This is a genomic window from Alcanivorax limicola, assembly GCF_019931215.1.
GTDB lineage: Bacteria > Pseudomonadota > Gammaproteobacteria > Pseudomonadales > Alcanivoracaceae > Isoalcanivorax > Isoalcanivorax limicola.
Genome location: NZ_JAIOUB010000002.1, coordinates 536,308 through 561,359 on the forward strand (window position 1 = coordinate 536,308; position 25,052 = coordinate 561,359).

26 protein-coding genes and 1 riboswitch are annotated in these 25,052 nt (G+C 62.7%); of the genes, 15 read left to right on the top strand and 11 right to left on the bottom strand.

Annotated features, from left to right (window positions below):
• Positions 1 to 8 precede the first annotated feature (8 nt).
• From ftsE to argE, 7 genes are all read left to right on the top strand, one after another.
• Positions 9 to 695 carry a cell division ATP-binding protein FtsE gene (gene ftsE, locus K8B33_RS08375; protein WP_223425528.1) on the top strand — a complete coding sequence of 229 codons (687 nt, stop codon included), beginning with the start codon at positions 9 to 11 and terminating at the stop codon, positions 693 to 695.
• Positions 692 to 1,726, top strand: a complete 1,035-nt coding sequence (gene ftsX / locus K8B33_RS08380; RefSeq protein ID WP_223425530.1) for a permease-like cell division protein FtsX — start codon at positions 692 to 694, stop codon at positions 1,724 to 1,726. The genes ftsE and ftsX overlap by 4 nt, the downstream gene beginning before the upstream one ends.
• Positions 1,727 to 1,882: 156 nt before the next feature.
• Positions 1,883 to 2,743: an RNA polymerase sigma factor RpoH gene (gene rpoH, locus K8B33_RS08385; protein ID WP_223425532.1), complete on the top strand. Its 861-nt coding sequence runs from the start codon at positions 1,883 to 1,885 to the stop codon at positions 2,741 to 2,743.
• 113 nt (positions 2,744 to 2,856) lie between these two features.
• Positions 2,857 to 3,243, top strand: coding sequence for a DUF423 domain-containing protein (locus tag K8B33_RS08390; protein ID WP_263284581.1), 387 nt, complete (start codon positions 2,857 to 2,859; stop codon positions 3,241 to 3,243).
• Positions 3,244 to 3,248: 5 nt separating this feature from the next.
• Positions 3,249 to 3,446, top strand: coding sequence for a sulfur carrier protein ThiS (gene thiS / locus K8B33_RS08395; protein WP_223425533.1), 198 nt, complete (start codon positions 3,249 to 3,251; stop codon positions 3,444 to 3,446).
• Positions 3,447 to 3,484: 38 nt separating this feature from the next.
• Positions 3,485 to 4,297: a thiazole synthase gene (locus tag K8B33_RS08400; protein WP_223425534.1), complete on the top strand. Its 813-nt coding sequence runs from the start codon at positions 3,485 to 3,487 to the stop codon at positions 4,295 to 4,297.
• A complete protein-coding gene (gene argE / locus K8B33_RS08405) occupies positions 4,297 to 5,460 on the top strand; it encodes an acetylornithine deacetylase (RefSeq protein ID WP_223425535.1) in 1,164 nt (387 codons plus the stop codon). Before K8B33_RS08400 ends, argE begins: the two co-directional genes overlap by 1 nt.
• Before the next feature lie 15 nt (positions 5,461 to 5,475).
• Here the strand turns inward: argE and K8B33_RS08410 are convergent, their stop codons facing one another.
• From K8B33_RS08410 to K8B33_RS08420, 3 genes are all read right to left on the bottom strand, one after another.
• The gene (locus tag K8B33_RS08410; protein WP_223425536.1) at positions 5,476 to 5,751 is read right to left on the bottom strand and encodes a hypothetical protein; all 276 of its coding nucleotides are present in this window, start codon (positions 5,749 to 5,751) and stop codon (positions 5,476 to 5,478) included.
• Between the two features lie 156 nt (positions 5,752 to 5,907).
• Positions 5,908 to 7,089, bottom strand: coding sequence for a helix-turn-helix transcriptional regulator (locus tag K8B33_RS16220; protein WP_223425538.1), 1,182 nt, complete (start codon positions 7,087 to 7,089; stop codon positions 5,908 to 5,910).
• Positions 7,086 to 7,895, bottom strand: coding sequence for an alpha/beta fold hydrolase (locus K8B33_RS08420; protein WP_223425539.1), 810 nt, complete (start codon positions 7,893 to 7,895; stop codon positions 7,086 to 7,088). The genes K8B33_RS16220 and K8B33_RS08420 overlap by 4 nt, the downstream gene beginning before the upstream one ends.
• A gap of 188 nt (positions 7,896 to 8,083) precedes the next feature.
• Here K8B33_RS08420 and K8B33_RS08425 point away from each other — a divergent pair, with 188 nt between their 5' ends.
• The 4 genes from K8B33_RS08425 (at position 8,084) to K8B33_RS08440 (ending at position 10,654) form a co-directional block, all read left to right on the top strand.
• Positions 8,084 to 8,455, top strand: coding sequence for a YciI family protein (locus K8B33_RS08425; protein WP_223425540.1), 372 nt, complete (start codon positions 8,084 to 8,086; stop codon positions 8,453 to 8,455).
• Positions 8,456 to 8,469: 14 nt separating this feature from the next.
• Positions 8,470 to 9,699, top strand: coding sequence for an RNA polymerase sigma factor (locus K8B33_RS08430; protein ID WP_223425541.1), 1,230 nt, complete (start codon positions 8,470 to 8,472; stop codon positions 9,697 to 9,699).
• A gap of 41 nt (positions 9,700 to 9,740) precedes the next feature.
• The gene (locus K8B33_RS08435; protein ID WP_223425542.1) at positions 9,741 to 10,085 is read left to right on the top strand and encodes a YciI family protein; all 345 of its coding nucleotides are present in this window, start codon (positions 9,741 to 9,743) and stop codon (positions 10,083 to 10,085) included.
• Positions 10,086 to 10,237: 152 nt separating this feature from the next.
• Positions 10,238 to 10,654, top strand: a complete 417-nt coding sequence (locus tag K8B33_RS08440) for a hypothetical protein (protein ID WP_223425544.1) — start codon at positions 10,238 to 10,240, stop codon at positions 10,652 to 10,654.
• Between the two features lies 1 nt (position 10,655).
• Here K8B33_RS08440 and K8B33_RS08445 read toward each other — a convergent pair whose 3' ends face one another.
• A complete protein-coding gene (locus tag K8B33_RS08445) occupies positions 10,656 to 11,579 on the bottom strand; it encodes a recombination-associated protein RdgC (RefSeq protein ID WP_223425545.1) in 924 nt (307 codons plus the stop codon).
• A 112-nt stretch (positions 11,580 to 11,691) separates the two neighbouring features.
• On the bottom strand, positions 11,692 to 12,603 hold the full coding sequence (locus K8B33_RS08450) for an aspartyl/asparaginyl beta-hydroxylase domain-containing protein (protein ID WP_223425546.1): 912 nt from the start codon (positions 12,601 to 12,603) through the stop codon (positions 11,692 to 11,694).
• Between the two features lie 258 nt (positions 12,604 to 12,861).
• Here K8B33_RS08450 and trmB point away from each other — a divergent pair, with 258 nt between their 5' ends.
• Both trmB and K8B33_RS08460 read left to right on the top strand, forming a co-directional pair.
• Complete coding sequence (gene trmB, locus K8B33_RS08455; protein WP_223425547.1) at positions 12,862 to 13,578, top strand: tRNA (guanosine(46)-N7)-methyltransferase TrmB; 717 nt, start codon at positions 12,862 to 12,864, stop codon at positions 13,576 to 13,578.
• 352 nt (positions 13,579 to 13,930) lie between these two features.
• Positions 13,931 to 14,230, top strand: a complete 300-nt coding sequence (locus tag K8B33_RS08460) for a hypothetical protein (RefSeq protein WP_223425548.1) — start codon at positions 13,931 to 13,933, stop codon at positions 14,228 to 14,230.
• A gap of 7 nt (positions 14,231 to 14,237) precedes the next feature.
• On the opposite strand, the gene K8B33_RS08465 is transcribed toward K8B33_RS08460, so the two are convergent.
• From K8B33_RS08465 to K8B33_RS08490, 6 genes are all read right to left on the bottom strand, one after another.
• Complete coding sequence (locus K8B33_RS08465) at positions 14,238 to 15,548, bottom strand: MFS transporter (RefSeq protein WP_223425550.1); 1,311 nt, start codon at positions 15,546 to 15,548, stop codon at positions 14,238 to 14,240.
• 3 nt (positions 15,549 to 15,551) lie between these two features.
• Positions 15,552 to 16,382, bottom strand: a complete 831-nt coding sequence (metF, locus tag K8B33_RS08470) for a methylenetetrahydrofolate reductase [NAD(P)H] (protein ID WP_223425551.1) — start codon at positions 16,380 to 16,382, stop codon at positions 15,552 to 15,554.
• A 60-nt stretch (positions 16,383 to 16,442) separates the two neighbouring features.
• Entirely contained in the window at positions 16,443 to 17,831 is a 1,389-nt protein-coding gene (ahcY, locus tag K8B33_RS08475; RefSeq protein WP_223425552.1) for an adenosylhomocysteinase, read from the bottom strand.
• A gap of 20 nt (positions 17,832 to 17,851) precedes the next feature.
• Positions 17,852 to 17,926, bottom strand: a riboswitch (S-adenosyl-L-homocysteine riboswitch).
• A gap of 27 nt (positions 17,927 to 17,953) precedes the next feature.
• Positions 17,954 to 19,114: a methionine adenosyltransferase gene (metK, locus tag K8B33_RS08480; RefSeq protein WP_223425553.1), complete on the bottom strand. Its 1,161-nt coding sequence runs from the start codon at positions 19,112 to 19,114 to the stop codon at positions 17,954 to 17,956.
• Positions 19,115 to 19,147: 33 nt separating this feature from the next.
• Positions 19,148 to 20,140: an ArsR/SmtB family transcription factor gene (locus tag K8B33_RS08485; protein ID WP_223425554.1), complete on the bottom strand. Its 993-nt coding sequence runs from the start codon at positions 20,138 to 20,140 to the stop codon at positions 19,148 to 19,150.
• A 12-nt stretch (positions 20,141 to 20,152) separates the two neighbouring features.
• Positions 20,153 to 21,841 (bottom strand): alpha/beta hydrolase, encoded by a 1,689-nt coding sequence (locus K8B33_RS08490; RefSeq protein WP_223425556.1) that lies wholly within the window; start codon positions 21,839 to 21,841, stop codon positions 20,153 to 20,155.
• A 176-nt stretch (positions 21,842 to 22,017) separates the two neighbouring features.
• On the opposite strand from K8B33_RS08490, the gene tkt reads away from it, so the two are divergent.
• Positions 22,018 to 24,024, top strand: a complete 2,007-nt coding sequence (gene tkt / locus K8B33_RS08495; RefSeq protein WP_223425558.1) for a transketolase — start codon at positions 22,018 to 22,020, stop codon at positions 24,022 to 24,024.
• Between the two features lie 13 nt (positions 24,025 to 24,037).
• Positions 24,038 to 25,045, top strand: a complete 1,008-nt coding sequence (locus K8B33_RS08500) for a type I glyceraldehyde-3-phosphate dehydrogenase (RefSeq protein WP_223425560.1) — start codon at positions 24,038 to 24,040, stop codon at positions 25,043 to 25,045.
• Positions 25,046 to 25,052 lie beyond the last annotated feature (7 nt).

Below are 25,052 nucleotides of genomic sequence, written 5' to 3' on the forward strand. Positions count from 1 at the left end.
GTCGGTGAATGATACAGCTGGATCGCGTCAGCAAGCGGTATAGCAGCCCGGGCATGGGCAGCAAGGATGCGCTGAAGCAGGTATCGCTGACGCTGCCTGCGGGCGAGCTGACCTTTCTCACCGGGCACTCCGGCGCGGGCAAAAGCACCCTGTTGAAATTGATCATGATGATCGAGCGGCCCACCGCCGGTGAGATTCTCGTGGATGGCATTCCGCTCAATCGTGTCGGCCGCAGCGGGATTCCCCTGGTGCGCCGTCGCATTGGCATGGTGCACCAGAATCATCAACTGCTGTTTGATCGCAGCGTCTATGACAACGTGGCCTTGCCGCTGGTGATCGCCGGTTTCCCCCGGGCAGATATCGGCAAGCGTGTGCGTGCCGCGCTGGACAAGGTCGGCCTGCTGAGCAAGGAGAAGCTCAACCCGATGATGCTCTCCGGCGGTGAGCAGCAGCGCGTGGGCATCGCCCGTGCCGTGGTCAACAAGCCGCCCCTGCTGCTGGCGGACGAGCCCACCGGTAATCTTGACCCGGAGCTGTCGGCAGAAATCATGGATCTGTTCAAGGATTTTGCCCGCGTAGGCGTCGCCGTCATGATCGCCACCCATGACCTGTCCCTGATTGCCCGTTACAGCCACCGATTGCTGACCCTGCGCGAAGGCCATCTGGTCGCCGACCGGGATGAGACGCCTGTATGACCACGAAGCGCCCCGGCCGTAATGCCACACCGCTGAAACCGAAGCGCGCCGCGCCGGTCACGCCACCGCGTCGCAGCAGTGGCGCCCGCGCCGCCCGCAGCGCCTGGCGAGACCGCCTCGAGTCCTGGCGCCTGCATCACCGGGATTCGGCACGGGATGCCTTGCTGCGCATGCGCGCCGCGCCTGCCGCAACGGCCATGACGGTGCTGGTGATTGCCATTGCCCTGGCGCTGCCAGCGGGCATCACGGTGTTGCTGGAAAACGCCCAGGCCGCGACGCGCGGTTGGGATGGCAACGCCCATCTGTCGGTATTTCTGAAGGACGACGTGGATAGCGACCAGCAGCGTGCGCTGGCGGCGACCTGGCAAGCGCGTGATGATGTGGCGCGCACCCAGTCCGTCACGCGGGAGCAGGCGCTGGCGGAATTCCGCGAGCTGTCCGGCTTTGGCGATGTGCTGGACGCGCTGCCGGACAACCCGTTGCCGCCGCTGATCATGGTGTATCCCGTGGACGCCCACCCGGATCAGCTGGCCGCCCTGCAATCCGCCCTGAACGCCATGCCCGAGGTGGATCTGGCGCAACTCGATGTGCTCTGGGTGCAGCGGCTGCACGCCATGATCGAGTTGGCCGGCCGTATTGTCGGGGCACTGACACTGGCGTTGGCGCTCGCTGTGGTGCTGGTGGTGGTCAATACCATCCGCCTGGCCATCGAAAGCCGCCGCGAGGAAATCGTGGTGATCAAGCTGGTGGGCGGCACCGACGGTTTTGTGCGCCGCCCGTTTCTGTATACCGGTTTCTGGTTCGGGCTGGCAGGCGGGCTGGTGTCCGTAGTGCTGGTGCAGATCGCCCTGCTGTGGATCGGTTCACCCATTGATGAGCTGACGGCACTGTACGATAGTGAGTACTCGCTAGTCGGCATCGGCTTTGTGAACGTGCTGGTGCTGCCGCTGTTTGCGGGTCTTCTGGGGCTGATGGGCGCCTGGCTGGCGGTCTCCCGCCACCTCAATGACATCGACCCGCAGCTTCTCTGAGAGGCCTGCTGCCCACAAACACGTCTGCATAGCCTGGGCCTATCAGGGGAACAAATGCACACCCTTAGCACTCCAAGGCAACGAGTGCTAATATCCTGCTCAAAGCGCGTATCAGCTGAGGCTGAGCGACGAGCTACCCGGATAAGGAACAAGACCATGCAACTGCAGAAATTTGATGCCTTGCAACTGATGAATGTGCCCGGCGGCAGCCTGGACAGCTACATCTCGGCAGCCAGTGCCGTGCCGATACTGAGCGCGGAAGATGAGCGTGCCCTGGCAGAGCGGTTGTTCTACGAGGATGATATCGATGCAGCGCGCAGCCTGGTGCTCTCGCACCTGCGCTTCGTGGTGCATATTGCCCGCAGCTACACCGGCTACGGGCTGCCGCTGGGCGATCTGGTCCAGGAAGGCAATGTCGGTCTGATGAAAGCGGTGCGCCGGTTCGACCCGAATGTGGGCGTGCGGCTGGTCAGCTTCGCCGTACACTGGATCAAGGCTGAAATTCACGAGTTCGTGTTGAAGAACTGGCGCATCGTCAAGGTGGCTACCACCAAGTCGCAGCGCAAACTGTTCTTCAACCTGCGCGGTGCCAAGAAACGTCTGGCACGACTGACCCCGGAAGAGACCCAGCGCGTGGCGGATGACCTCGGCGTCAGTACCCGCGATGTGCGGGAAATGGAAGGCCGCCTGGCGGCCTTTGATGCGTCTTTCGACGGCCCCATGGACGACGATGATGACAGCCCGGTGGTATCGCCCGCCCAGTACCTTGAAGCGGACGGCGGCGACCCGGCGGACATTCTGGCCGATCAGGACTGGCAGGAGCAGAGCAGCCGGCGTCTCGGCTCGGCGATGCTGAGCCTGGATGAGCGCAGCCGCGACATCCTCGAGCGCCGCTGGCTTGCCGAAGACAAGACCACCCTGCAGGATCTGGCCAACCATTATGGCGTTTCCGCAGAGCGCATCCGGCAGCTGGAAAACGCAGCGATCGGCAAGTTGCGCAATGCCATGGTGGCGTGAGGTCTGAGCCGTGAGCAATGAGGTATGAGCGCTGAATGCCGGCGCCGATCTCAGGTAGAATGAACGCCGCCCTCGGGCGGCGTTTTTGTGTCCCACTGTTGTGAGCCGTGCTGATGAAGATCCTGTTGATACTGGGTGCCCTGAATGCCGCGCTGGCCGTGGTGTGTGGTGCCTTTGGTGCCCACGGCCTCAAGGCCCGGGTCGAGGCGGGCCTGCTGGAGGCCGGGCGACTCGATACCTGGGCCACGGCCAGTGAGTATCATTTTTTCCAGGCCCTGGGCCTGTTGCTGGTGGGCGTGCTGGCAAAACAGTTCAGCGCTGCCGCCGGTATCATTACCGCAGGCTGGATACTGTTTGCCGGCATGCTGGTGTTCAGTGGCAGCCTCTATCTGCTGGTGCTGACCGGTCAGCGCTGGCTCGGTGCGGTGACGCCGGTGGGCGGCACCCTGCTGATTATCGGCTGGGTCTGGCTCGCCTTTTCTCTCTACAAAACGGTCTGATAGCCATGCAACTCCAGGTTAACGGCGACACACTTGTTTTCGACGGTGAGACCATTGCTGACTTGCTGACCCGTCTCGAGATCAGCGGCCGGCGTCTGGCCGTGGAAGTGAACGGTGATATCGTCCCGAAAGGCGAACACGGCACCTCCCGGCTGCACGATGGCGATACGATTGAAATTGTCCACGCCATTGGCGGCGGTTGAGCGACAGTGCGTGTCTATAAGATCCCACAGGAGCAGTAATGAGTGATTCACAAGTGTCTGGTGCGCAAGGGCCCGATACCTTTCAGGTAGCGGGCAAGACCTATCAATCACGTCTGTTGATCGGCACCGGCAAGTACCGGGATTTTGACGAGACCCGCGCGGCCATCGAAATGAGCGGCGCAGAAATTGTCACGGTGGCGATCCGGCGCACGAACATTGGCCAGAACGCGGGCGAACCGAACCTGCTGGATTTTATCTCGCCGGACCAGTACACGATTCTGCCGAACACGGCCGGTTGCTACACCGCCGCAGACGCGGTGCGCACCTGCAAGCTCGCCCGGGAACTGCTGGACGGCCATGACCTGGTCAAACTGGAAGTGCTGGGCGACCAGAAAACCCTGTACCCGCAAATGCGTGAAACCCTGATCGCCGCAGAGCAACTGGTCGCGGACGGTTTCAAGGTGATGGTTTATACCAACGACGACCCCATCGCGGCGAAGACGCTGGAAGACATGGGCTGCGTCGCGGTCATGCCGCTGGGCTCATTGATCGGTTCCGGGCTCGGTATTCTCAATCCGCATAACATCCGCATCATCATCGAAGAAGCCAACGTGCCGATCATCGTCGATGCCGGCGTCGGCACCGCCAGCGATGCCGCGCTGGCCATGGAGCTGGGCTGCGAAGGCGTGTTGATGAACTCGGCGATTGCCCATGCCGGCCAGCCGGTCCTGATGGCCAGCGCCATGAAAAAAGCCATCGAGGCAGGGCGCGAGGCGTTTCTTGCCGGGCGCATGCCGCGCAAGGCCTATGCCAGCGCGTCCTCGCCGCTGGACGGTGTGAGCAAAGTCTGATGGATGCCGCGACCGCGCAGGAGCAACTGGCCACGCTGGTGGGTTTCCCCACTGTGTCGCGGGATTCCAATCTGGCATTGATTGATCATGCCGAGGCGTTGCTGACGCAACATGGCGCCGTCTGCGAGCGTGTTGCCAGTGATGATGGCCGCAAGGCCAATCTGCTGGCGCGCATCGGGCCTGCCGTTGCCGGGGGCGTTGTGCTGTCCGGGCATACCGACGTGGTGCCGGTGGCGGGCCAGGACTGGCACAGCGATCCGTTTGTGTTGACGCCCGGCGATGACCAGCGGCTGCACGGTCGTGGCACCTGTGACATGAAAGGTTTTATCGCCTGCGCGCTGGCGATGCTGCCGGTGTGGTCACAGACCCCATTGCAGCGGCCGATTTATCTGGCGCTGTCCTACGATGAAGAAGTGGGGTGTCTGGGCGCGCCGCGCATGATCGAGCGATTGCTGGCGGCGCATCCGCGCCCGTCGGCGGTGATTGTCGGCGAGCCAACGTTGATGCAGCCGGTGGTGGCCCACAAGGGCAGTACCAATCTGCGCACCGTGGTCACCGGCAAGGCGGCGCACTCCAGCCAGATTGATCAGGGCGTGTCCGCGATCCATCTGGCGGCGCGGCTGGTGACGGCCATCGAAGACGTCATGGCTGATCTGCGCACTGAAGGATGTGTCGATGAGGCGTTCAATATTGCCCACTCGACCCTGCATGTGGGCCGTATCCAGGGCGGTATTGCGATCAATGTCATGGCGCCTGAATGCCATTTCGATTGGGAAATCCGCCATTTGCCGACGGATCAGTTCGAGGCATTGTTGGCCCGCGTTGAGGCGCGCGCGGACGCACTGGTGGCAGAACATGGTAAAGGTCTGGCAGAGGTGTCAGTGCGCACCGAGCGGTTGACCGCCACCGTGCCGCCGCTGGCCAATCGCGATAACGGCGCGGCGCTGGCCTTGTGCAACAGGCTGCTGGGTGAATTGCCAACGGAACAGGTGGCCTACGCGACCGAAGCGGGCCAGTTTCAACAGGCCGGATTGCCCACGGTTATTTGCGGCCCCGGCAGCATCCGTCAGGCACACCAGCCGGACGAATTTGTCACCCTGCCCCAGCTCAAGGCGTGCATGGACTTCATGCATGCGCTCACCGCGCATTTGCAACAGGCTTGATGCGGGCCGGTCAGGTCACCGGCCGGGCGGTTCGAGCAGGCGCTTCCGATATTCCCGAATCAGCTGCACGGACAACAGATAAAGCCAGGTGTCCGGCTTCGCCTTGCCCTGAAAACGGAGACAGCGCGACCAGTTGTCCCGGGCCAGTTCCCGCAAGACAAAATCGGTGGCGTCCTCGATCAGCAGGGTGTCGCGCCCCAGCATCCGTCGACACAGAATGCGGACGCGGTGTTTGTGTGCGGTGCCCAGTGCCAGCGGCGCCCAATTGATGACCGCCCCTGTACGGCCCATGCTGCCCGCACTATGTCTATTGCGATGCCTATCGCTATGGCTGGTACTGGATTGCTGTATCTGGCTCATGCGTCATTCCCTCCGCAGTGAGCCTTACGCACGGTGCGGCAGGTGTCGTCCCCCAAATGGGGTACACGACCAGCCGGGATAAGCCGCTCAGATAGACCAGGTACAGGCCGGGCTGGTCAGCACGCAGCGCACCAGATCGGCCTGGCTGTGCGTGCCGGTTTTCAGGAACAGGCGTTTGAGGTGAGTGCGCACCGTGCTTTCCTGCGTCTGGCTGACGTCGGCGATGCGTTGCACGGAATCCCCCTCGGCGAGCCTGCAGGCGATATGCGCTTCCCGGGGTGTCAGATCAAAGAGGTGCTGTAGTTGCGCGGAGGAGATGGCCGGGCGTTGCGCTGCCGGTTGCAGCTGCACGACCACGAAAGCCCGGCGGGGTGTAAACAGCAAGGGCACGTCATCGCCCTGCACGGGCAAAATGCGCAGCCAGATATCCCCGTGTTCCGGACAATGCAGGCGCAGCGGCGGCGCGCCACTTCGTACACCGTCAGGTGCCGGATCAAAGGCCCGGGCGGCTTCGGTGCAAGCGGTCTGGAAATGATGTTGTGCGGCCGGCGCACAGAGCCGCAGACGGTTCTGCTGAAGACGCATGACGGTGCTGGCCTGAATCAGGGCTTCGGCACGCGGACTCAGATAGACCACCCTGTGTGAGGCATCCAGCAACAGGAACGGACTGGCGAGGGTTTCAGCGGAGCGCACCATGGCGCCGCTGCGCAGCTGATTGTCTTCATACAGGCGCCGCAGTTGGCAGACATGCTGCAGGTGTGGCACCAGGGTATTCATGGCCCGGGTTTCTTCCCGGCTGAAGTGGCCGGGGCCATCCGTGCGCTGCACCAGCAATTGCACGGTGCAGTCCGGGTCCTGGTAGACGGTGCCGAGCATGCCGTGGTGGATGCCTTGCGGGCGTGCCCATTCGTTGAAAAAGCGGGATTTCAGAAAATCCGGTTGCCGGCAGGAAAAATCCAGATAAGTGCTGTAAAGCTGCCCCGATGGCTTCTGTGCCAGCTCGGGCCGCCAGGGGCACAGATTGACGTAGTGATCGACGTATTGCTGATAGTAGTGCTCGCAATGGTTGATCACGACACCGGTCTGCACCGATGCGGCCTTGCGATCCAGCACCAGCAGTCGCGCAGAGCGCGCGTCCAGTATCTCCACCAGCTGATGCAGCACCGCTTGCCAGTGGGCCGGCTCGGCGGCGGCGCGGTACAGGGTGTCGAGCAGCTGCGGCTGATGCTGTGCCAGCCGCTGCGCTGACCCGCTCGGCGATGCGCTCACCTCGCAGGCCACGCGGCAATGTCTGCGAGCAGATCGCGCAGGTGGGCATTGACCTGGTCGGGGACCTCCATTTGCAGAAAGTGGCCGGTGCCCGGCACCACGATCTCGCTCACCCAGGGCGCGCAGCGGGTGCGTGCGCTGTCGGGAATCAGGCTGCCGTTGATGGCGTGGATGGGGCAGTCCAGCTGCGCCAGAGCGTCGGGTTGCCAGGCGAGCAACGCGGCCCATAACGGCAGGGCCCGGGCGGGGTCCGCGTCAGCCATTTCCCGTTTCAGGCGCGCTTTGAGCGCCACCGGTGTCAGGGCGGTGCTGGTGTTGTCGATCAGATCCGCCATGGCGGCGCTAAAGTCGGCGCGAAACGGCGCATGGATAGCGCCCTGCGTGTCCGCGTCCAGGCCGCCGTAATCAATCACGAAACTGTCCACCAGGATGACGCCCGCAGCCTGAGGCCCCAGTCGGGCAGCGGCTTCCAGCGCTACAGCACCCCCCATGGAATGACCGATCAGCACCACAGGGCCACTGATGCCCCGGCTGTCCCGACGCAGCGCCTGGATCAGGGTGTCGGCGAGGGTCTCGATGGTGTGTGTCCCACTGGCAGGGCTGTCGCCATGCCCGGGCAGGTCGGCGACCCACATCGGGTAGTCGCCGCGCAGGGCGTCCACCTGGGCTTGCCAGTAGTCCCGCCGACAGCACCAGCCATGAATGAAGACGAGCGTCGGGCGGTTTTCAGGCCCGTGAACAGCGTCGATCACCAGCGCCTGGGCGTCGGTGGCCGGTTTGCCAGCCGGTGCGGCAGTCATGCTCATTGTTGATCCCCGGAGATGCATTTGTGATTTCTATCACACGTGTTGGACGGCCACAAACGCACTTCTGTATGCCCCTCGTTCGCGGCGTCGATCACACAGCACGTGAGATGGCGGTCCTCTGTCGAAAGGGCGTGGCGGTGGGCGACCAGAACATGTCGTCAAAACACATCAGAGGGCCCGGAGCCGCTATGCAATATCTGTGTCTGATCTACGGTGCGTTGCGCCAGCCCTGCATATTGCCGGCCTGTGGGCGGCGAGCCGTTGAGCAAGCGCATCTGGTCTGTGATGATGTGGTGCGTGCCTCGCGCCATTATCTTGCGGCGGAGGCGCTGGGGGGCGCGTCCGCCACGGCGTCGGTGTTCGTGCGTGAGGGCGTCGGTCAGGTGGTGCCGGGGCCACTGGTGTCCGGCAGTGAGCCGCTCACCGGCTTTCTGTTGATTGAGGCCCGGGACCTGAACGATGCGATTCGCGTGGCGAGCCGGGTGCCGTTTGCAGGCGCCGGCACAGTGGAGGTGCGTCCGATCAGGCCGCTGGCGGAAGAGCGTGAGGGCTTGCCTTGACTGATGAGCGCGCTGTGCAAGTACGCATCGAAGCGGTATACCGCGCCGAATCCCGGCGCGTGCTGGCAACGCTGATCCGGCTGCTGGGTGATTTTGATCTGGCGGAAGAGGCCTTGCAGGATGCGTTCATCGCGGCGGTGGAGCAGTGGCCGCGCGATGGCGTGCCCGACAACCCGCGCGCCTGGCTGGTATCTGCCGGACGCTTCAAGGCGATTGACCGCCTGCGCCGCCGTGTGCGCTTCGATGCCTCGGTGCGCGAGCTGGCGATCCGTCTTGAAGGGCAAGAAGAAGACCCGGTGACCCGCGCACTGGAAGACAGTGTGGAGGACGACCGGCTGCGTCTCATCTTCACCTGTTGCCATCCCGCGTTGCCGGAGGACGCACAGGTGGCACTCACGTTACGGGAAGTCTGTGACCTGACCACAGAAGAAATCGCCCGTGCCTTTCTGGTGGGCACGCCGACCCTGGCGCAGCGCATCGTCAGAGCAAAAAACAGAATCCGTGATGCAGGGATACCCTATGCCGTGCCCGAGCGCGCTGAGTTGGCGGGCAGGCTGGATGCCGTCCTGCGTGTCATCTATCTGGTCTTCAATGAAGGCTATTATGCGAGCTCCGGCAGCGCACTGGTGCGCACGGATATTTCGACGGAGGCGGTGCGGCTGGGTCGTCTGCTGCACGAGCTGCTGCCCGAACCGGAGGTGGCAGGCCTGCTGGCGTTGATGCTGTTGGCGGAGGCCCGGCGTCCCGCGCGTATGACGCCGGAGGGCGCGCCGATTCTGCTGGCGGATCAGGACCGCACGCTGTGGGACCCGGCATTGATTGCGGAAGGCGAAGCCCTGGTGGAGACGGCGTTGCGTTCGCGCCGTTTTGGTCCTTATGCGTTACAGGCGGCCATCGCGGCGGTGCATGCGGAGGCGCGCACCGCCGATGAGACAGACTGGCCGCAGATCGTCGGTTTGTATGATGTCCTGTTGCGGGCTGCGCCGTCGCCGGTGGTGGCACTGAATCGGGCGGTGGCGGTGGCAATGCGTGACGGACCCGACACTGGCCTGGCGCTGATTGATGCGATACTGGAGCGCGGCGATCTGCGCGAGTACAGTCTGGCCCACGCCGCGCGGGCGGACATGTACCGTCGTCTGGGACGTCGCGCCGAAGCGCGCGATGCCTACGCTGAAGCGCTGGCCTATTCCACGCAACAGGCCGAGCGGGATTTTTTTGCACTGCGTTTACGTGAGCTGACCTGATGTGGTGCAAGCAGGCGCGGTGAGAAAACAGGAGAGCAAAAATGAAATACCTGTGTCTGGTCTACAGTGATGAGCATTTGCTCCACAGCCTGCCGGAAAGTCCTGAGGATGCCGAGTGCCACGCCTATGCCGAGGCCGTGGCGCGTAGCGGGAAGATGGTGGCCGCCGAGGCGCTCGAACCTGTGGCCACTGCCGTGACGGTCAGGGTCCGCGAGGGGCAGGTGTCGGTCACTGACGGCCCGTTTGCGGAAACGAAGGAACAGCTCACAGGGTTCTACCTGATCGAGGCTGACAACATGGAAGAGGCCCTCAGGATTGCGGCGGCCATTCCGCCGGCCAGAGTGGGCAGTATCGAAGTGCGCCCTGTCCGCACGTTGGCCGTCTGAATACCCGTGCAGTGGCTGTTGGCGTTGTGGCCGGTGTTCAGAAGATGAGGCCGCGCCATCATAATGACAAACAACAGCAGGGGTAGATCACTATGAAACGGAGCATGAGCGGTAACGCATGGCGTTCTGTGTTGAGAACGTCCGGAAGGGCCATGATGGCCGTGTGGCTGGCTGCGGCCGCTCCGCTGGTCAGTGCCCAGTCGGGCGGCGTTGTGGGTATGCAGATAGAGGAAGGCGTCAGAATTTTTCTTGGCGGCGGTTATGTGTTGCGCGAATCGCCCCGCTTCGGCGCTCTGGAGGCTGGCGAACGGGAGGAGCTGGTGGTGCGCCTGCAGGGTGGGCGGGCCCACGTGATGCTGGCCGCCTGCGACCAGGACTGTGACGATATTGATCTGGTGCTGCGCGATAGTCGCGGCAATGTCGTCGCCTCGGACCTGCTGGACGACGATTTGCCGGTACTGAACTACACACCGAAGGTTGAAGCGGAGTACCGGGTGTCGGTGATCATGGTCAACTGCAGCATCGAGCCGTGTGGCTACGGCCTGGCGGTGATGCTCACCGAGGAGTAACTCAGCGGCTCACAGGGGTGGGCGCCTGGGCCTCGTCGCCAAAAAACGTGTAAAGCCGATCAAGGATGCTGCGCATCAGTCCGCCCTGCAGGCTGATGTGCGCCATCAGCTCCGCCAGCACATCCTCTTCATCGATGGCGTCGATATTTTCCCGCAGCATGTCCAGCGGCCGCAGTCGCTTGATCTCCAGCTTGTCTGACAGGTCGAATTCGCAGGCGTCATCCCAGCAGAGATTGAGTTTGACCACGGCCATGCCGGTCTCCAGGTGGGCGAGAATTTCCTCGCGGCCCAGATCCATCGCCGTGAAACGCACACTGGCGCCAGCGTCGCTGTCAGCCTTGAGTTCGCAACGGTCGCCCAGCGTCAGCCCGCCTGGCAGGCTGGCCGGGTTGCGGAGCCATTCGGTCATCGCTGCCGCGGGGGCATGCTCTGCGCCGGGCGGTTTGACCGGCAGATCACCCACGGCCTTGCGGAGCGCGGCGACCACCTGCTCAGCGCGCGCGCCGGAGGCATCAATGATGATGCGATGCCGCATCATGTCGATCAGAAAGGGAATGCGTCGGGAGCGGGTAAAGGCTTTCGGCATCAGCTCGAAAGTGATCTGATCCTTGAGATCGGCGCGCTCCTTGCGGCCAGGTTTGCGGCCTTCCTTTGCTTCGATCTGCTGAACGCGCTCTTCCAGCTCTTCCTTGATCACGGCGCCGGGCAACAGCCGGGATGTTTCCTGGTAGGTGGCGAAGATCAGCCCGTCGGTGTCATGCACCATGCGTTCATCGGTCTTCACCGGCGCGACAAAACCATCAACGCTCAGGGCTTGCTGGGTGATGCTCGGACAGTGCGCCCGGGACAGCATGTCGTCCAGCTCGGCAGATGACCATTTGAACGGCTGGCTGCTCTGGAACACGGACAGATTTCTGAACCACATAAGGCTATCTCGAAGGCTGCGGGCGCCCTGGGGAGGGCGCACCGGAAACGGGCCGCAAACCTTAGCCGACCTGCGTCGCTACCTCAATAGCGCAACCGTCGCGTCAGCCCGTCTATGCGATGCGCCAGACGAGCAGCCCCAGCAATCCGAGCAGGATCAGCCATTTTGTGACGATGTACAGACTCCGATTGCGGTGTTTGATGCGCTTGAGCAGTGCGCTGTAAGCGAGCACGCCCTTGCCCAGGCGATTGCCGATACCGCTGCGCTGGCTGTCCAGATTGTCGATGGCAAACAGACTGTTGAAAAAACGACCGAACAGGAAATAGGCGCGCTGCACCCACCGCAGATGCAGGGGGCGATCCACATCCGTCATCAGAATGATGCGCGGCACATCGGTGCGATTGTGCGCAGAGTGGAAGTAGGTTTCATCGAAGATGATGCTCTGCCCGTCGCGCCAGGTGTAATGTTCGCCGTCGACCACCAGGGCGCAATCTTCGGAGTTGGGCGTGCTCAGGCCCAGGGAATAGCGCAGCGTATAGGCAAACGGGTCGTGGTGGTTGCTGAGTTTCTTGCCCGGCATCAGCATGGCAAACAGCGCAATGTTGATCGTCGGGGTCTTGTCCAGCAGCGCCATGGTATTGGGCGCCAATGCGCGGGCCGAGGGGATGTCACTGTCATACAGCTTCAGGTAGAAGCTCTTCCAGCGGCCATTCTTGTAAAAACTGCTCGCCGGCAGGTCGTCCTTGGCGGCGATATGGCCGTGCTCGTACAGCGCCAGGGCCTCGTCACGAATCACCTCCCAGTTATCCTCGATCAGACGCAGCTCCGGGAAATGGTCGGCACTGATGCGCGGTGTCGTGGGCACGCGGGACAACAGGTAGGCGGGCAGGTTGAAGGGCACCATGAAGGTGGAAAAGTCGGTCAGCTGCCGGGATAGCGGGAAGCTCACACTGGAACGATAACGCACGAACATGATGCAGCCTGCATAGGCGAGCACCACGGCAACGATTAACCACAGGCCCATGAACCTTCCCTCTACGATGTGCGAGCCCGTCGCGGTAGCTGTGGTGCGGGCCCTGTTATGATTCTCGCTGCCCCTCCCCTCAGAGTGCAGCGGGGTGAGATTCCACCATCTTCAGATGAGAGTCAATCTGCCGTACATCACATCTGCGGCACACGGGTCACGCTGAATGGTCCTGCGGACAAGATGTGTCAGGATCAATGCAAAGCGTGATGTCAGGCTCTAGAATAGCGGCCCCTCACGCCGGAAAGCGGATTGCGCATGCTCGACTTCATCAAACAGGACAAGGATCCGGTGACCGGACGTGTGATGCGCAAGGTGCGCAGCTTCGTGCTGCGTGAAGGCCGCCTGACCCCGGGCCAGGAGCGCGCATTGAGAGTGCTGTGGCCGGTGTACGGCCTGGAGCGCGCCGCTGGCATGCTGGCGTACCCGACGGTATTCGGCCGCGAGGCGCCGCGCGTGCTGGAGATCGGTTACGGCATGGGCGCGTCGCTGGTGGAGATGGCCAGCGCGGCGCCGGACATGGATTTTATCGGCATCGAGGTGCACCGCCCCGGCGTCGGCGCCCTGTTGATGGCGATTGAAGAGCAGGGCCTGACGAACCTGCGCAGCTATTGTGATGACGCCGTGGAGGTGTTGGCGGAGTGTGTGCCGGACGGCAGTCTGACACGGGTGCAGCTGTATTTCCCGGACCCCTGGCACAAGAAAAAACACCACAAACGACGCATCGTGCAGCCGGAGTTCGTCGCGCTGGTGCTGCGCAAGCTGGCGCCCGGCGGTCTGTTTCATATGGCCACAGACTGGGAAGACTATGCCGGCCATATGCAGGAGGTGATGCGTGACGCGCCGGGCTGGGAGAATACAGCGGTGGACGGTGATTTTGTGCCGCGCCCGGCCTGGCGCCCGGAAACCAAGTTCGAGCGGCGCGGCGCGCGGCTGGGGCATGGCGTCTGGGATCTGCTGTACAGGAAGGTGTAACAGCGCGCGCTGTGAACATCATGCCGCAGGCGCTAATTATTTAGAGTCAGCCAAAAATTAACGCTAAAAGCGTAGAAGAAAACACATCTCATCCTTTCGTATCAGGCTGTGTGAGTAAGCGTTGTTTCCAGCACCTTTTCGGGTGCTTTTTGTTAACACTGCCCCAACAAAACGACATCAATCTGTACTTCAGTGCAAGCACCCCCTGATGAACAATAAAGTCATAACGCTCGACTGGGTCACGTTGTTTGTGAGAAGTCAGTCAATTTGAGCGAAGCGGGGGCTCACTGCGGCACGTTGATGCACGCGGGAGCACATAAAAAGAACGCGGCACGACCTGGTGAGAAAGAGAATGATGCTGTCCAGGCCCATTTATGTTTTCACAATGATTCTGGCGCTGGTGCTGATGCTGGCGCTTTCCGCCGCTGACAGCCGCCGCAATCTCGCGTTGTCTGGCTCACAGACGGTCATCAGCTGTCACAAGGTCGGGCAGACGGTGGGCCACACCGCGGCCATGGCCGGTTTTGATCTGGTCGGCCTCAAGCCTTGTATCGCTGAAGAAAGCGGCGCCCGTCGCAGTGACGGGGATGCCCGCCCGCTGCCGGTGCAGTTGTCACTGGAATACTACGATACCGACACCCAGGCGTACTGAGTTAGCGTCAGGCCGACACATCCTTGAGTCGGAAAGCGCTGATGGCGCCCGCCAGTCCCATCATACCCAGCATGATCAGCACGGCCGCTGTGGAAATCAGTGACGCCAGCGCGCTCAGGCCGCCGGCGGCCAGCAGCAGCACGCCAATCGCCGTGTTGCTGACGGCCACATAGTCCGTCCGTTTGTTCCCACCCGCCATATCCACCATGTAGGTCTTGCGACCGATGCGCACGCCCGCGTGGGCCACTGCCAGGACAAAAAAGGCCGCCGGATAGAACCAGAGCCCGGCCACCAGCGTGCTGTCGATGACGGCGAGGCCGCCGGTCAGCAGGCAGGCCAGGCTGGCCAGGGCGCCGCCCAGCACCATGACCCGCCGGCTGGCCGTGTCGGCCATATAACCCCAGAGCGTCGCGCTGATGGCGCTGGCCAGGCTGGCGGCCATGACAAAGCTGCCCAGCGCCAGGGCGCCCCCACCCTGCTGTTGTGCCAGCACGACCATAAAGGGCGACGCCAGCGCCGATGCCATGAGCAAGGCGCGGGATATCACGAAATGACGGAAGGGGGCATCGTCGCGCAGCAATGACAGGCTGGCCAACGCGGCCTTGAACGCATTGCCGCCGCCGCTGGTTTCGCCATCGAATTCTTCCACCCGGGCAAACTGCGCAGCCGCCAGCAGCCACGTGGCTGCGGCGGCCAGCAACACCACCGTGTAGAAACCCGGCCCCGGCTCGGCATTGTCGTGGAATACCACGGCGGCCAGCGCCAGCGTTATCAGCCCGGAGAGCGTAGCGGCCAGCCCGCTGAGCCGGCCGCGCCGGGATTTGGGGATGCATTTGCCCTGCACGTCTTTCATTGCCACAGAGCAGAGGCCTCGGGCGAGGCTGAACAGGATCAGCAGGCCAATAATGCCAAGCCCGGCGGCCAGGCCATCGAGCAGCCACACGCACGCGGCCATGCCGGCGACGGCCAGCCCTTGCAGGACCGAGCCCAGGACCCAGAAAGATTTGCGTTGCGGATGGCGGCGCACCCAGGCGCCGATGGCCAACTGGGGAATCAGTGAGCCGGATTCGCGGATCGGTACCAGCCACGCCACCAGCGAGGCCGGCGCGCCCACGGCGCCAATCAGCCAGGCCAGTACGGTTTTCGGGTTGATCAGGAGGTCGCCGATGCTGGTGAGCACCTGGCTGCTGAGCATGCGGACAAAATTGCCGGGCACCTCACGGCAGGCATCGTCGGAGATGTCGGTACAGACCCGTGCATCTTCGTCGTTGGCGACAAGCTGATAGAACTTGTCCGCCGCCCGCCGGTTGGTGCCCATGTATTACAGACCCAGATTGTCGAGAATGCGCAAGCTGGCGGCAGACTGGTTCATGGTATAGAAGTGCAGCCCCGGCGCACCCAGCGCCAGCAAGCGTTCGCACAACCGGGTTACCACCTCTTCGCCAAAAGCGCGCAGGCTGCCATCGTCCGGCTGGTGTTCTGCGCCCTTGCGCACCCAGCGCGGGATGTCCGCACCGCAGGCATCGGAGAAGCGCACCAGATTGGCAAAATTCGTGATCGGCATGATGCCCGGCACGACGGGTGCGGTCACCCCCAGCTTGTCCAGCTGTTCCATGTAGTACGCATAGGCATCGGCATTATAGAAATATTGCGTAATGCCGTTGTTGGCGCCTGCATCAATCTTGCGTTTGAAGTGCGCGATGTCGTCGGTAAAAGAGCGCGCCTGCGGATGCATCTCCGGGTAGGCCGCGACTTCAATGGTGAAATGATCACCGGTTTCGGCGCGAATCAAGCGCACCAGATCGTCTGCGTACTTCAGCGCGCTCTGGGCATAGCCCATGCCGGACGGCATATCGCCGCGCAATGCCACCAGCCGGGTAATGCCGGCGTCGCGGTAGCGGTGAATCAGGTCGGTGACTTCACTCTGGTCCTGACCAATACAGCTCAGGTGCGGCGCAGTATCCGTGCCGCCCTCGCGGACCTTCATGACCGTGTCCCAGGTGCGGTCGCGGGTGGAGCCGCCAGCACCGAAGGTCACGGAAAAGAATTCGGGGTTTTTCTTGAGCAGCTTCTGCTGCACGAGCTGCAGCTTTCCCAGGCCCTCGTCCGTCTTGGGCGGGAAGAACTCGAAGCTTATGGCATGTTTTGTCATGGTTTTTTTCGTTCCATTTGCCGTGTTGCCCCGCAGGTCATCGACCTGCGGGGCATGGCATCAGTATTTGTAGTCTTCGGGTTTGAACGGGCCGTCTACCGGCACACCGATGTACTCGGCCTGCTTCTCGGTCAACTTGGTGATGACACCACCGAAGCCCTGCACCATGTAGCGTGCGACTTCTTCGTCCAGATGCTTGGGCAGCACCTTGACCGTCAGCATGTCTTTTTTCACCGTATCGCTGTGGTTGGCATAGGCCTGATCGAACAGGTACATCTGCGCCAGGACCTGGTTGGCAAACGAACCGTCCATGATGCGGCTGGGATGCCCGGTGCCGTTACCCAGGTTAACCAGGCGGCCTTCGGACAACAGCAGCAGGAAGTCGCCCGCAGCCTTGTCGCGCCATACTTTATGCACCTGGGGTTTGACTTCTTCCCACTCGAATGCCTTGCGCATGAAAGCGGTGTCGACTTCGTTGTCGAAGTGGCCAATATTGCAGACAACAGCGCCTTTTTTCAGCGCGCGCAGCATGTTGGCATTGCAGACGTCATAGTTGCCGGTGGTCGTGACCAGCAAATCGGTGGTGCCCAGCAGCGTCTTGTCGATGCAGGCGTCGGTGCCGGTATTGACGCCGTCGATGAAGGGGCTGACCACTTCATAGCCGTCCATGCAGGCCTGCATGGCGCAGATCGGATCAATTTCCGTGACCTTCACGATCATGCCTTCCTGACGCAGAGACTGCGCGGAGCCCTTGCCCACGTCACCGTAACCGATGACCAGCGCTTTCTTGCCGGACAGCAGGTGATCGGTGCCGCGCTTGATGGCATCGTTAAGCGAATGGCGGCAACCGTACTTGTTGTCGTTCTTCGCTTTGGTGACCGAGTCGTTGACGTTGATAGCCGGCACTTTCAAGGTGCCTTTCCTCAGCATCTCCAGCAGGCGGTGTACGCCGGTAGTGGTTTCCTCGGTGACACCGTGGATGTGCGTGAGCATCTCCGGGTAGGTCTCGTGGATGTAACCGGTCAGATCGCCGCCGTCATCCAGAATCATGTTGGCGTTCCACAGCTCCCCATCCGGTGTGCGACAGGTCTGCTCGATGCACCACATGTACTCTTCTTCTGTTTCGCCCTTCCAGGCAAACACCGGGATGCCGGCAGCCGCGATGGCCGCAGCGGCGTGATCCTGGGTAGAGAAGATGTTGCAGCTGGACCAGCGCACTTCCGCGCCCAGTGCCTGCAGGGTTTCGATCAGCACGGCGGTCTGAATCGTCATGTGGATGCAGCCGATGATGCGCGCGCCTTTGAGCGGCTGCTCGGCACGATATTTTTCACGGATGGTCATCAGTGCCGGCATTTCGGTTTCGGCAATTTCGATTTCCCGGCGGCCATAATCGGCCAGCGCGATATCCGCGACTTTGTAATCCTGCAGTGCTTTTGCTTTTGCGTTCATGTCTTTCTCCATTCGTTTTTGACGAATGGGCGCCGTTGTCGTGCCACCTGCCTGACCGAGCCTCGCGGTAATCCGCTGCAGCGCCCCTCGGTCAGTCAGGCTCAGTAATAGATGTGCGAGTGTTACAGGCCTGCGTCCGCTTTCAGCGCGGCAGCCTTGTCGGTTTTTTCCCAGGTGAAGTTGTCACCGGTGCGACCGAAGTGGCCATAGGCAGCTGTCGCCTGATAGATCGGGCGACGCAGGTCCAGCATCTCGATGATGCCACGCGGACGCAGATCAAAGTGTTTGCGTACCAGTTCGATGATCACGTCATCGGCAACCTTGCCGGTGCCGAACGTATTCAGCGAGATGGAGGTGGGTTCTGCCACACCGATGGCGTAGCTCACCTGGATCTCGACCTTCGAGGCCAGCCCGGCAGCAACGATATTCTTCGCCACATAGCGGCCGGCGTAGGCAGCGGAGCGATCCACCTTCGTGGGATCCTTGCCAGAGAAGGCACCGCCACCGTGACGGGCCATGCCGCCGTAGGTGTCCACAATGATCTTGCGCCCGGTCAGGCCGCAGTCGCCCATGGGGCCGCCGATAATGAACTGGCCGGTGGGGTTGATATGAAAGCGGGTCTTGTCGTGCAGCCACTCTTTCGGCAACACCGGCAACAGCACCTCGTCCATGATCGCTTCACGCAGATCTTTCTGGCTGATGTCCGGGGAATGCTGAGTGGAGAGCACCACGGCATCGATGGCCACCGGCTTGCCATTTTCATAGCGCAGGGTGACCTGGCTTTTGGCATCCGGGCGCAGCCACGGCAGCACGCCGTTCTTGCGCAGCTCGGCCTGGCGCTCCACCAGACGGTGAGAGAAGAAAATCGGTGCGGGCATCAGCGTGTCGGTTTCGTCTGTGGCGAAACCGAACATCAGGCCCTGGTCGCCGGCGCCGATTTCCTTGTCTTCTTTCTCGTCCACGCCCATGGCGATATCGCGGCTCTGTTTGCCAATGGCATTCAGTACCGCACAGGTGCTGCCGTCGAAGCCGACGTCAGAACTGTCGTAGCCGATATCCAGAATGACCTGGCGGACCACATCTTCCAGATCCACATAGGTGGAGGTGGTTACTTCGCCGGCGATGATCGCCATGCCGGTCTTGACCATGGTTTCCACGGCGACGCGGGCATGGGGGTCGTCCTTGATGATCGCGTCCAGTACCGCATCAGAAATCTGATCAGCCATTTTATCCGGATGACCTTCGGATACGGATTCGGACGTGAAGATGGAATATTCGCTCATCGATGCAGTGGCTCCATGGTGATGTGGTCGTTGTCAGCTTGTGATGTGATCCAGATGCGCAAAGGTGCGCACCTGAACCTGAAAACCGTTACGTAATGCTAGGAACTGGCTTTCCAGCAATGTCAGCCCGGCCCGCTCTGCCCAGCCGGTCAGCTCGGCCTCTTCAAAGCCCAGCCACTGGTCGCCGCAGTTGTCCCGCGTCCAGGCCTGGTCATGGCGGCTCAGCTCGGTGACCAGCAAGACGCCGCCGCGTCGCAGCCGGCGCGCGGCGCTGATGAAGCTGTCACCCGGCGCCGGCAAATGATGCAGCACCATATTCAACACCACCGCGTCAAACTGACGTGGTGGTGCGGCCTGGGGCCATTCTCCCAGACACAGCGTGACATTTTTCAGACTGTCGACGCTACGGCGCGCGTGATCCAGCATGGCCCGGGTATTGTCGAGCCCGGTGACCTGCTCGAAGCGGTCCGCCAGCCAGGCCAGGAAACGGCCATCGCCCGGCCCGATTTCCAGTGCCGCTTCGCCACCTTCCGGCAGTGCCCGCTCCAGCATCTCTGCCGCCAGGTCGCCATACTGATCAAAGTCCGCGATCAGGTCCTGGCGCGCCGTCAGGTCCCCCGCGTGACGATCAAAGAAGGCCCGGCTCTGCTCCGCCCGGCGTGCCACTACTCCGGCCAGTCGCTCCGCCACCTCGGTGGCCAATGGCAGCGTATCCAACTCGTCCAGCAGCGCCTGGTGCAGCAGGGCGGGCTCGCCATCGGTGGTCGGCAGCCGGCGTCGGTAGAAAATGGTATTGCCTTCCCGCCGCTGCTCCACAAGCCCCGCTTTGGCCAGCACCTTCAGATGATGGCTCATGCCGGACTGGCGTACTGCCAGTACCTCGCACAGCTCCAGCACCGCAAAGCTGTTGCTGCCCAGCACCTGCAAGACCTGCAGACGCAGGGTGTCCCCGGCGGCACGCAGCAGGCCGGTCAGGGGATCAAGCACATGGCCGCCGTCGGGCAGCTGGATCTGTGGCAGAGTCATAAGGAGGGCAGTTTAGGGGATCGGCGCATCTATATCAAAGTTTTTTGATATAGATGCGCGGCATTCCGGGCTCGGTCCTGTTTCCTCCGGCTTGTACCCCCAGAAGTCAGCGGTTTCCCGTATCAGCGCATCAAGCGCGTCTGCATCATTGCTGGCACTGAGGGGGAGGTCGTCAAGGTCACAGTGTGGCGGGGTGGAGGCTCCCGCCCAGAACGCCCGCATTGCGGCGTGGGCACAGGGGTGGCCGAAGGTGGCGCCGTGAGGCGCGTTGGCAATGACGAGGTGCTGGCTGCGGGAAAGGTATTGCGCCGTGTGTTCTGCGTCGGCCACCGGCGTAACCGGGTCCAGACCCGCGCTGACGAGCAACGTCGGGATGTCACTCACGGGCGGCTCCCGCCACGCCGGCGTGGCGGGGGACAGCCCCATGCGCGCGCAGGCATTTTCATCGAAATAGGTGCTGATGAAAGGGGCGTGCTGTGGGTGCGCCGCCCACATGGCTTGCCAGGCTGCAGCGCTCAGGAAGGCGTTGTCCTGGCATTCCACCGCACTGAAGATCAGCCTGTTGAACGAGCTGTCCGCTTCAAACGCGAGCAGGTTCCACAGCAGCATATCCAGGGCATCCTCCTCACCGTCCATGAAACGCGCGATCATCAGCGGCAGGAACGGCAGGGCCTCATTCGTGTATACATCGGCGGCGAGCGCCTCCAGCAGGCGCTGGTCGCTGAAGATGATCTGCTGACGCCGCCCGTCCTGCCAGCGAATGGTGCGAGTGACCGGGTTTTCGCGGAGCTCATGGGCCAGCGCCAGTATGGGGACGCCGGCCTCGCCGAAGCGCTCGTTGCACCAGGCGCTGGCTGCGCAGACCTGATCTATCCGGTCCAGCATCAGCGCAAAGAACCGCGGCAGATGCGTGAGGCCGTCCCTGTCAGGCGGGTAGACGCCGTCAAGGACCATGGATTCAAGCCAGTCCGGCGCGTGCCGCGAAATCTGCAAGGCGAGCCGGGAGCCGTAGGAGATGCCATGCAGGTGGTAACGCGTATACCCCTGGCTTTGCTGCAACAGGCGCGCAATGCGATCCACATCATCGACCATCGCGGCGGTGCTGAAGCCGCGCAGATCGGTGCCTTTGGCGTGGATATCCTTGATGCATCGGGTCAGTGCCAGGGCAAAATCGGCGGCTTCCCTGTTCGGGCCCGAGTGGGCCGTGAGATGCGCCCGACGTTGCTCCCGGAACTGTTCGCATTGTGGATTCGGGAAGCCCAGGCCTGTCCCCCGGGGATCGAAGACAATCAGGTCCCTGTTGGCATCGACGGATTGCCACCAATCCTGCCAGCCCGCCAGGCCGAACTCCTCCAGCCAGCCTGAACCGCCGGGGCCGCCGGGGAGATAGATGACAGGCGTGTTGCCGGTGTTGCCGGAGCTGAATACGGCAATGGGTATCCAGATCTCACCGAGATGCTCGTCGTCAAAGCCCAGCCAGGCACAGCCTATCTCCGTGCCAGCGGGCATGGCAGGGAGCTGGTCGCATTCCTTCCACATGAGCCGCTCGCCCGTATCGCTGGTGATATCGGCAATGCTCGAAAAGCGGATGTCCTGCTCGTTGCCCTGCCGCTCGGTGGCTGCCGACCAGTAGATGAGGGCCGCAAGCGCGACGGCCGCCAGTGTGAGCAGCAATGGCCTGCTGCGGTGATTGCGTGACATATTTCCCTGTCTCCCAGTAGCGCAAGCGCAGTACATCATGACATGGCCCACCGGGGAAGCGGTTTGCCGCCAGCCTCAAGCTGGGCGACAATAGCGCCCCTTTACCGGCGCCCCGGTTCCTACCGGCAGGCGCCGTTCTTGATTGACCGTGCAACAGACAGCTCAGGAGCCGCTTCATGTCCGCTACCCGCCCCGGTTCTCGCGACCTTGCCAACGCCATTCGGGCGTTGAGCATGGATGCCGTGCAGCAGGCCAATTCCGGTCACCCCGGTGCACCCATGGGCATGGCGGATATCGCCGAAGTGCTCTGGCGCGAATTCCTGTGCCACAACCCGGCAAACCCGAGCTGGCCCAACCGGGACCGCTTCGTGCTGTCCAATGGCCATGGCTCCATGTTGCTGTACAGCCTGTTGCACCTGAGTGGCTACGACCTGTCCATCGACGACCTGAAACGCTTCCGCCAGTTGCACAGCCCGACCGCCGGGCACCCGGAGCATGAAGAGTGCCCGGGCGTGGAGACCACCACCGGCCCCCTGGGCCAGGGCATCGCCAATGCCGTGGGCATGGCGCTGGCCGAAAAGATCCTCGCGGCCCAGTTCAACAAGGACGGCTTCCCGGTTGTGGATCATTACACCTACTGCTTCCTCGGCGATGGCTGCCTGATGGAGGGTATTTCCCACGAGGTCAGCTCGCTGGCGGGCACCCTGGGCCTGGGCAAACTGATCGCCTTCTATGACGACAACGGCATCTCCATCGATGGCGAAGTGGAAGGCTGGTTCACCGATGACACCGTGGAGCGTTTCCGGGCCTACGGCTGGCATGTGATTCCCAACGTGAATGGCCATGAGGCCGGGGAAGTGCAGGCCGCCATCGAGAATGCCCGCAAGAACCCGGATCAGCCGACGCTGATCTGCTGCAAGACCGTGATCGGCTTCGGTTCCCCCAACAAGCAAGGCAAGGAAGACTGCCACGGCGCGGCCCTCGGCGATGACGAGATTGCCCTGACCCGCGAGGCGCTGGGCTGGAAGCACGGACCTTTCGAAGTGCCCGCCAACATCTATGCGGCCTGGGATGCGCGGGAAACCGGCGCGGCCCGGGAATCTGACTGGAAGGCGCTGATGAATGCCTATCGCCAGCAGTACCCGGAACTGGCGGCGGAGCTGGAACGGCGCCTGAGCGGTGCGCTGCCGGCGGATTTCCTGGACAAGGCAGACGCCTATATTCGCGAGTGCCAGGAAAAACAGGAAAAGGTCGCCACCCGCAAGGCTAGCCAGAACTGCCTGGACGCCTTCGGCCCCTGGCTGCCGGAACTGATTGGCGGCTCTGCGGATCTGGCCGGTTCCAACAACACCATCTGGAAAGGCTCGAAAGCCGTGTCCGCCGGCAATGCCAACGGCAACTATGTGCATTACGGCGTGCGTGAGTTCGGCATGACAGCGGTGATGAACGGCATGCAACTGCATGGCGGCGTGCGGCCTTACGGCGGCACCTTCCTGGTGTTCATGGAGTACGCCCGCAACGCCGTGCGCATGGCGGCCCTGATGAAGCAGCCGACCATTCTGGTCTACACCCACGACTCCATCGGTCTGGGTGAAGATGGCCCGACCCACCAGCCGGTGGAGCAGCTGGCCAACCTGCGCCAGACGCCAAACATGAATACCTGGCGCCCCTGTGACACGGTGGAATCGGCCGTGTCCTGGAAGGCGGCGATTGCCCGCACGGACGGCCCCTCTTCATTGATCTTTACCCGCCAGGGCCTGCCCTGCATGGCGCGCGATGACGCGACGCTGGCGAACATTGCCCGTGGCGCTTATGTGCTGCATCAGACCGGCGAAGGCCAGCCCGACGCGATCATCATCGCCACCGGCTCCGAAGTGCAGCTGGCCATGGAGGCCGCACAGGCGCTGACCGGCAAGAACATCCGCGTGGTCTCCATGCCCTGCGTCGAGATCTTCCTGGCGCAGGACGCCGCCTACCGCGAGCAGGTGCTGCCGAAGGCCGTGCGCGCTCGTGTGGCAGTCGAGGCCAGCATCAAGGATTACTGGTATCAGTTCGTGGGCCTGGACGGTGCCATTGTCGGCATGAGCAGCTTCGGCGCCTCGGCCCCGGCAGGGGATCTGTTCAAACACTTCAATATCACGGCTGAGGCTGTTGAGCAGGCGGTTGCCGGGCTGATCAGCTGAGCGGAGCGCAAACGTGCGCATAGCACTGAATGGATATGGCCGTATCGGGCGCTCGTTTGTGCGAGCGCTGGCGGAGCGCGAAGCCGGCGGCTGGCAAGCGCCGTTTTCGCTGGTGGCGATCAATGATCTCGGCCGCCCGGAAGACCTGCTCTATCTCACTCGCTATGACAGCACCCATGGTCGCTTCCCGGGGCTGGCGTCGCTGGGGCCGGATGGCCTCACGGTGGGGCGCCACACGGCGCGCCTGTTCAGCGAACCGGTGCCGTCGCAGTTGCCCTGGCAGGACGTGGGGGTCGGTGTGGCGCTGGAATGCACCGGCGTCTATCGCGGCCGCGACGAGGCAGCGATGCATCTGCAGGCTGGCGCGCAGCGCGTCATTATTGGTGCGGTGCCGTTTGATCAGGCAGATGCGCTGCTGGTATATGGCGTCAACCACGAGACACTGCAGGATGATCAGCAGGTGCTGTCCGCAGCCTCCTGCACCACGCATGCCGTTGCGCCCCTGCTGGCGGCGCTGGATCAGGCCTGGGGCGTGGAACAGGTCTTGATGAAAGAGGTCCATGCTTACACGTCTGACCAGACGTTGCTGGATCATGTGCACCGTGATGAGCGGCGCGGGCGCGCTGCGGCGCAGAACATCGTGCCCACCACCTCCAGCGCCATCGGCGCGGTGCAACAGATACTGCCGCAGTTGGCGGGCCGTATCAGCGGCGGCTCGATCCGCGTGCCGACCCTGAACGTGGCCATGGTAGACCTGACCCTGCGTTTGCGGCAGACGCCGTCGGCGGAGGAGATCAATCAGTTGATGGCCCAGCGTGCCGAGCAGGTGCCCTGGCTGATCGGATACAATACCGACCCGCTGGTGAGTGTGGACTTCAACCACCGCAGTGAGTCGGCGATTTTTGATGCCACCCAGACCCGTGTCCAGGGCGACATGGTGCGTGTGGTGGCCTGGTACGATAACGAGTGGGGTTATGCCAACCGGCTGCTGGATCTGGTCAGCTGGCTGGCAGAGAGATGAGGTAACA

Excerpts from the sequence above, each read along its gene's own strand:
- ftsE (WP_223425528.1), top strand. The coding sequence starts at position 9 with ATGATACAGCTGGATCGCGTCAGCAAGCGGTATAGCAGCCCGGGCATG.
- ftsX (WP_223425530.1), top strand. The coding sequence starts at position 692 with ATGACCACGAAGCGCCCCGGCCGTAATGCCACACCGCTGAAACCGAAG.
- rpoH (WP_223425532.1), top strand. The coding sequence starts at position 1,883 with ATGCAACTGCAGAAATTTGATGCCTTGCAACTGATGAATGTGCCCGGC.
- K8B33_RS08390 (WP_263284581.1), top strand. The coding sequence starts at position 2,857 with ATGAAGATCCTGTTGATACTGGGTGCCCTGAATGCCGCGCTGGCCGTG.
- thiS (WP_223425533.1), top strand. The coding sequence starts at position 3,249 with ATGCAACTCCAGGTTAACGGCGACACACTTGTTTTCGACGGTGAGACC.
- K8B33_RS08400 (WP_223425534.1), top strand. The coding sequence starts at position 3,485 with ATGAGTGATTCACAAGTGTCTGGTGCGCAAGGGCCCGATACCTTTCAG.
- argE (WP_223425535.1), top strand. The coding sequence starts at position 4,297 with ATGGATGCCGCGACCGCGCAGGAGCAACTGGCCACGCTGGTGGGTTTC.
- K8B33_RS08410 (WP_223425536.1), bottom strand. The coding sequence starts at position 5,751 with ATGGGCCGTACAGGGGCGGTCATCAATTGGGCGCCGCTGGCACTGGGC.
- K8B33_RS08420 (WP_223425539.1), bottom strand. The coding sequence starts at position 7,895 with ATGAGCATGACTGCCGCACCGGCTGGCAAACCGGCCACCGACGCCCAG.
- K8B33_RS08425 (WP_223425540.1), top strand. The coding sequence starts at position 8,084 with ATGCAATATCTGTGTCTGATCTACGGTGCGTTGCGCCAGCCCTGCATA.
- K8B33_RS08435 (WP_223425542.1), top strand. The coding sequence starts at position 9,741 with ATGAAATACCTGTGTCTGGTCTACAGTGATGAGCATTTGCTCCACAGC.
- K8B33_RS08440 (WP_223425544.1), top strand. The coding sequence starts at position 10,238 with ATGATGGCCGTGTGGCTGGCTGCGGCCGCTCCGCTGGTCAGTGCCCAG.
- K8B33_RS08445 (WP_223425545.1), bottom strand. The coding sequence starts at position 11,579 with ATGTGGTTCAGAAATCTGTCCGTGTTCCAGAGCAGCCAGCCGTTCAAA.
- K8B33_RS08450 (WP_223425546.1), bottom strand. The coding sequence starts at position 12,603 with ATGGGCCTGTGGTTAATCGTTGCCGTGGTGCTCGCCTATGCAGGCTGC.
- trmB (WP_223425547.1), top strand. The coding sequence starts at position 12,862 with ATGCTCGACTTCATCAAACAGGACAAGGATCCGGTGACCGGACGTGTG.
- K8B33_RS08460 (WP_223425548.1), top strand. The coding sequence starts at position 13,931 with ATGATGCTGTCCAGGCCCATTTATGTTTTCACAATGATTCTGGCGCTG.
- K8B33_RS08465 (WP_223425550.1), bottom strand. The coding sequence starts at position 15,548 with ATGGGCACCAACCGGCGGGCGGCGGACAAGTTCTATCAGCTTGTCGCC.
- metF (WP_223425551.1), bottom strand. The coding sequence starts at position 16,382 with ATGACAAAACATGCCATAAGCTTCGAGTTCTTCCCGCCCAAGACGGAC.
- ahcY (WP_223425552.1), bottom strand. The coding sequence starts at position 17,831 with ATGAACGCAAAAGCAAAAGCACTGCAGGATTACAAAGTCGCGGATATC.
- metK (WP_223425553.1), bottom strand. The coding sequence starts at position 19,114 with ATGAGCGAATATTCCATCTTCACGTCCGAATCCGTATCCGAAGGTCAT.
- K8B33_RS08485 (WP_223425554.1), bottom strand. The coding sequence starts at position 20,140 with ATGACTCTGCCACAGATCCAGCTGCCCGACGGCGGCCATGTGCTTGAT.
- K8B33_RS08490 (WP_223425556.1), bottom strand. The coding sequence starts at position 21,841 with ATGTCACGCAATCACCGCAGCAGGCCATTGCTGCTCACACTGGCGGCC.
- tkt (WP_223425558.1), top strand. The coding sequence starts at position 22,018 with ATGTCCGCTACCCGCCCCGGTTCTCGCGACCTTGCCAACGCCATTCGG.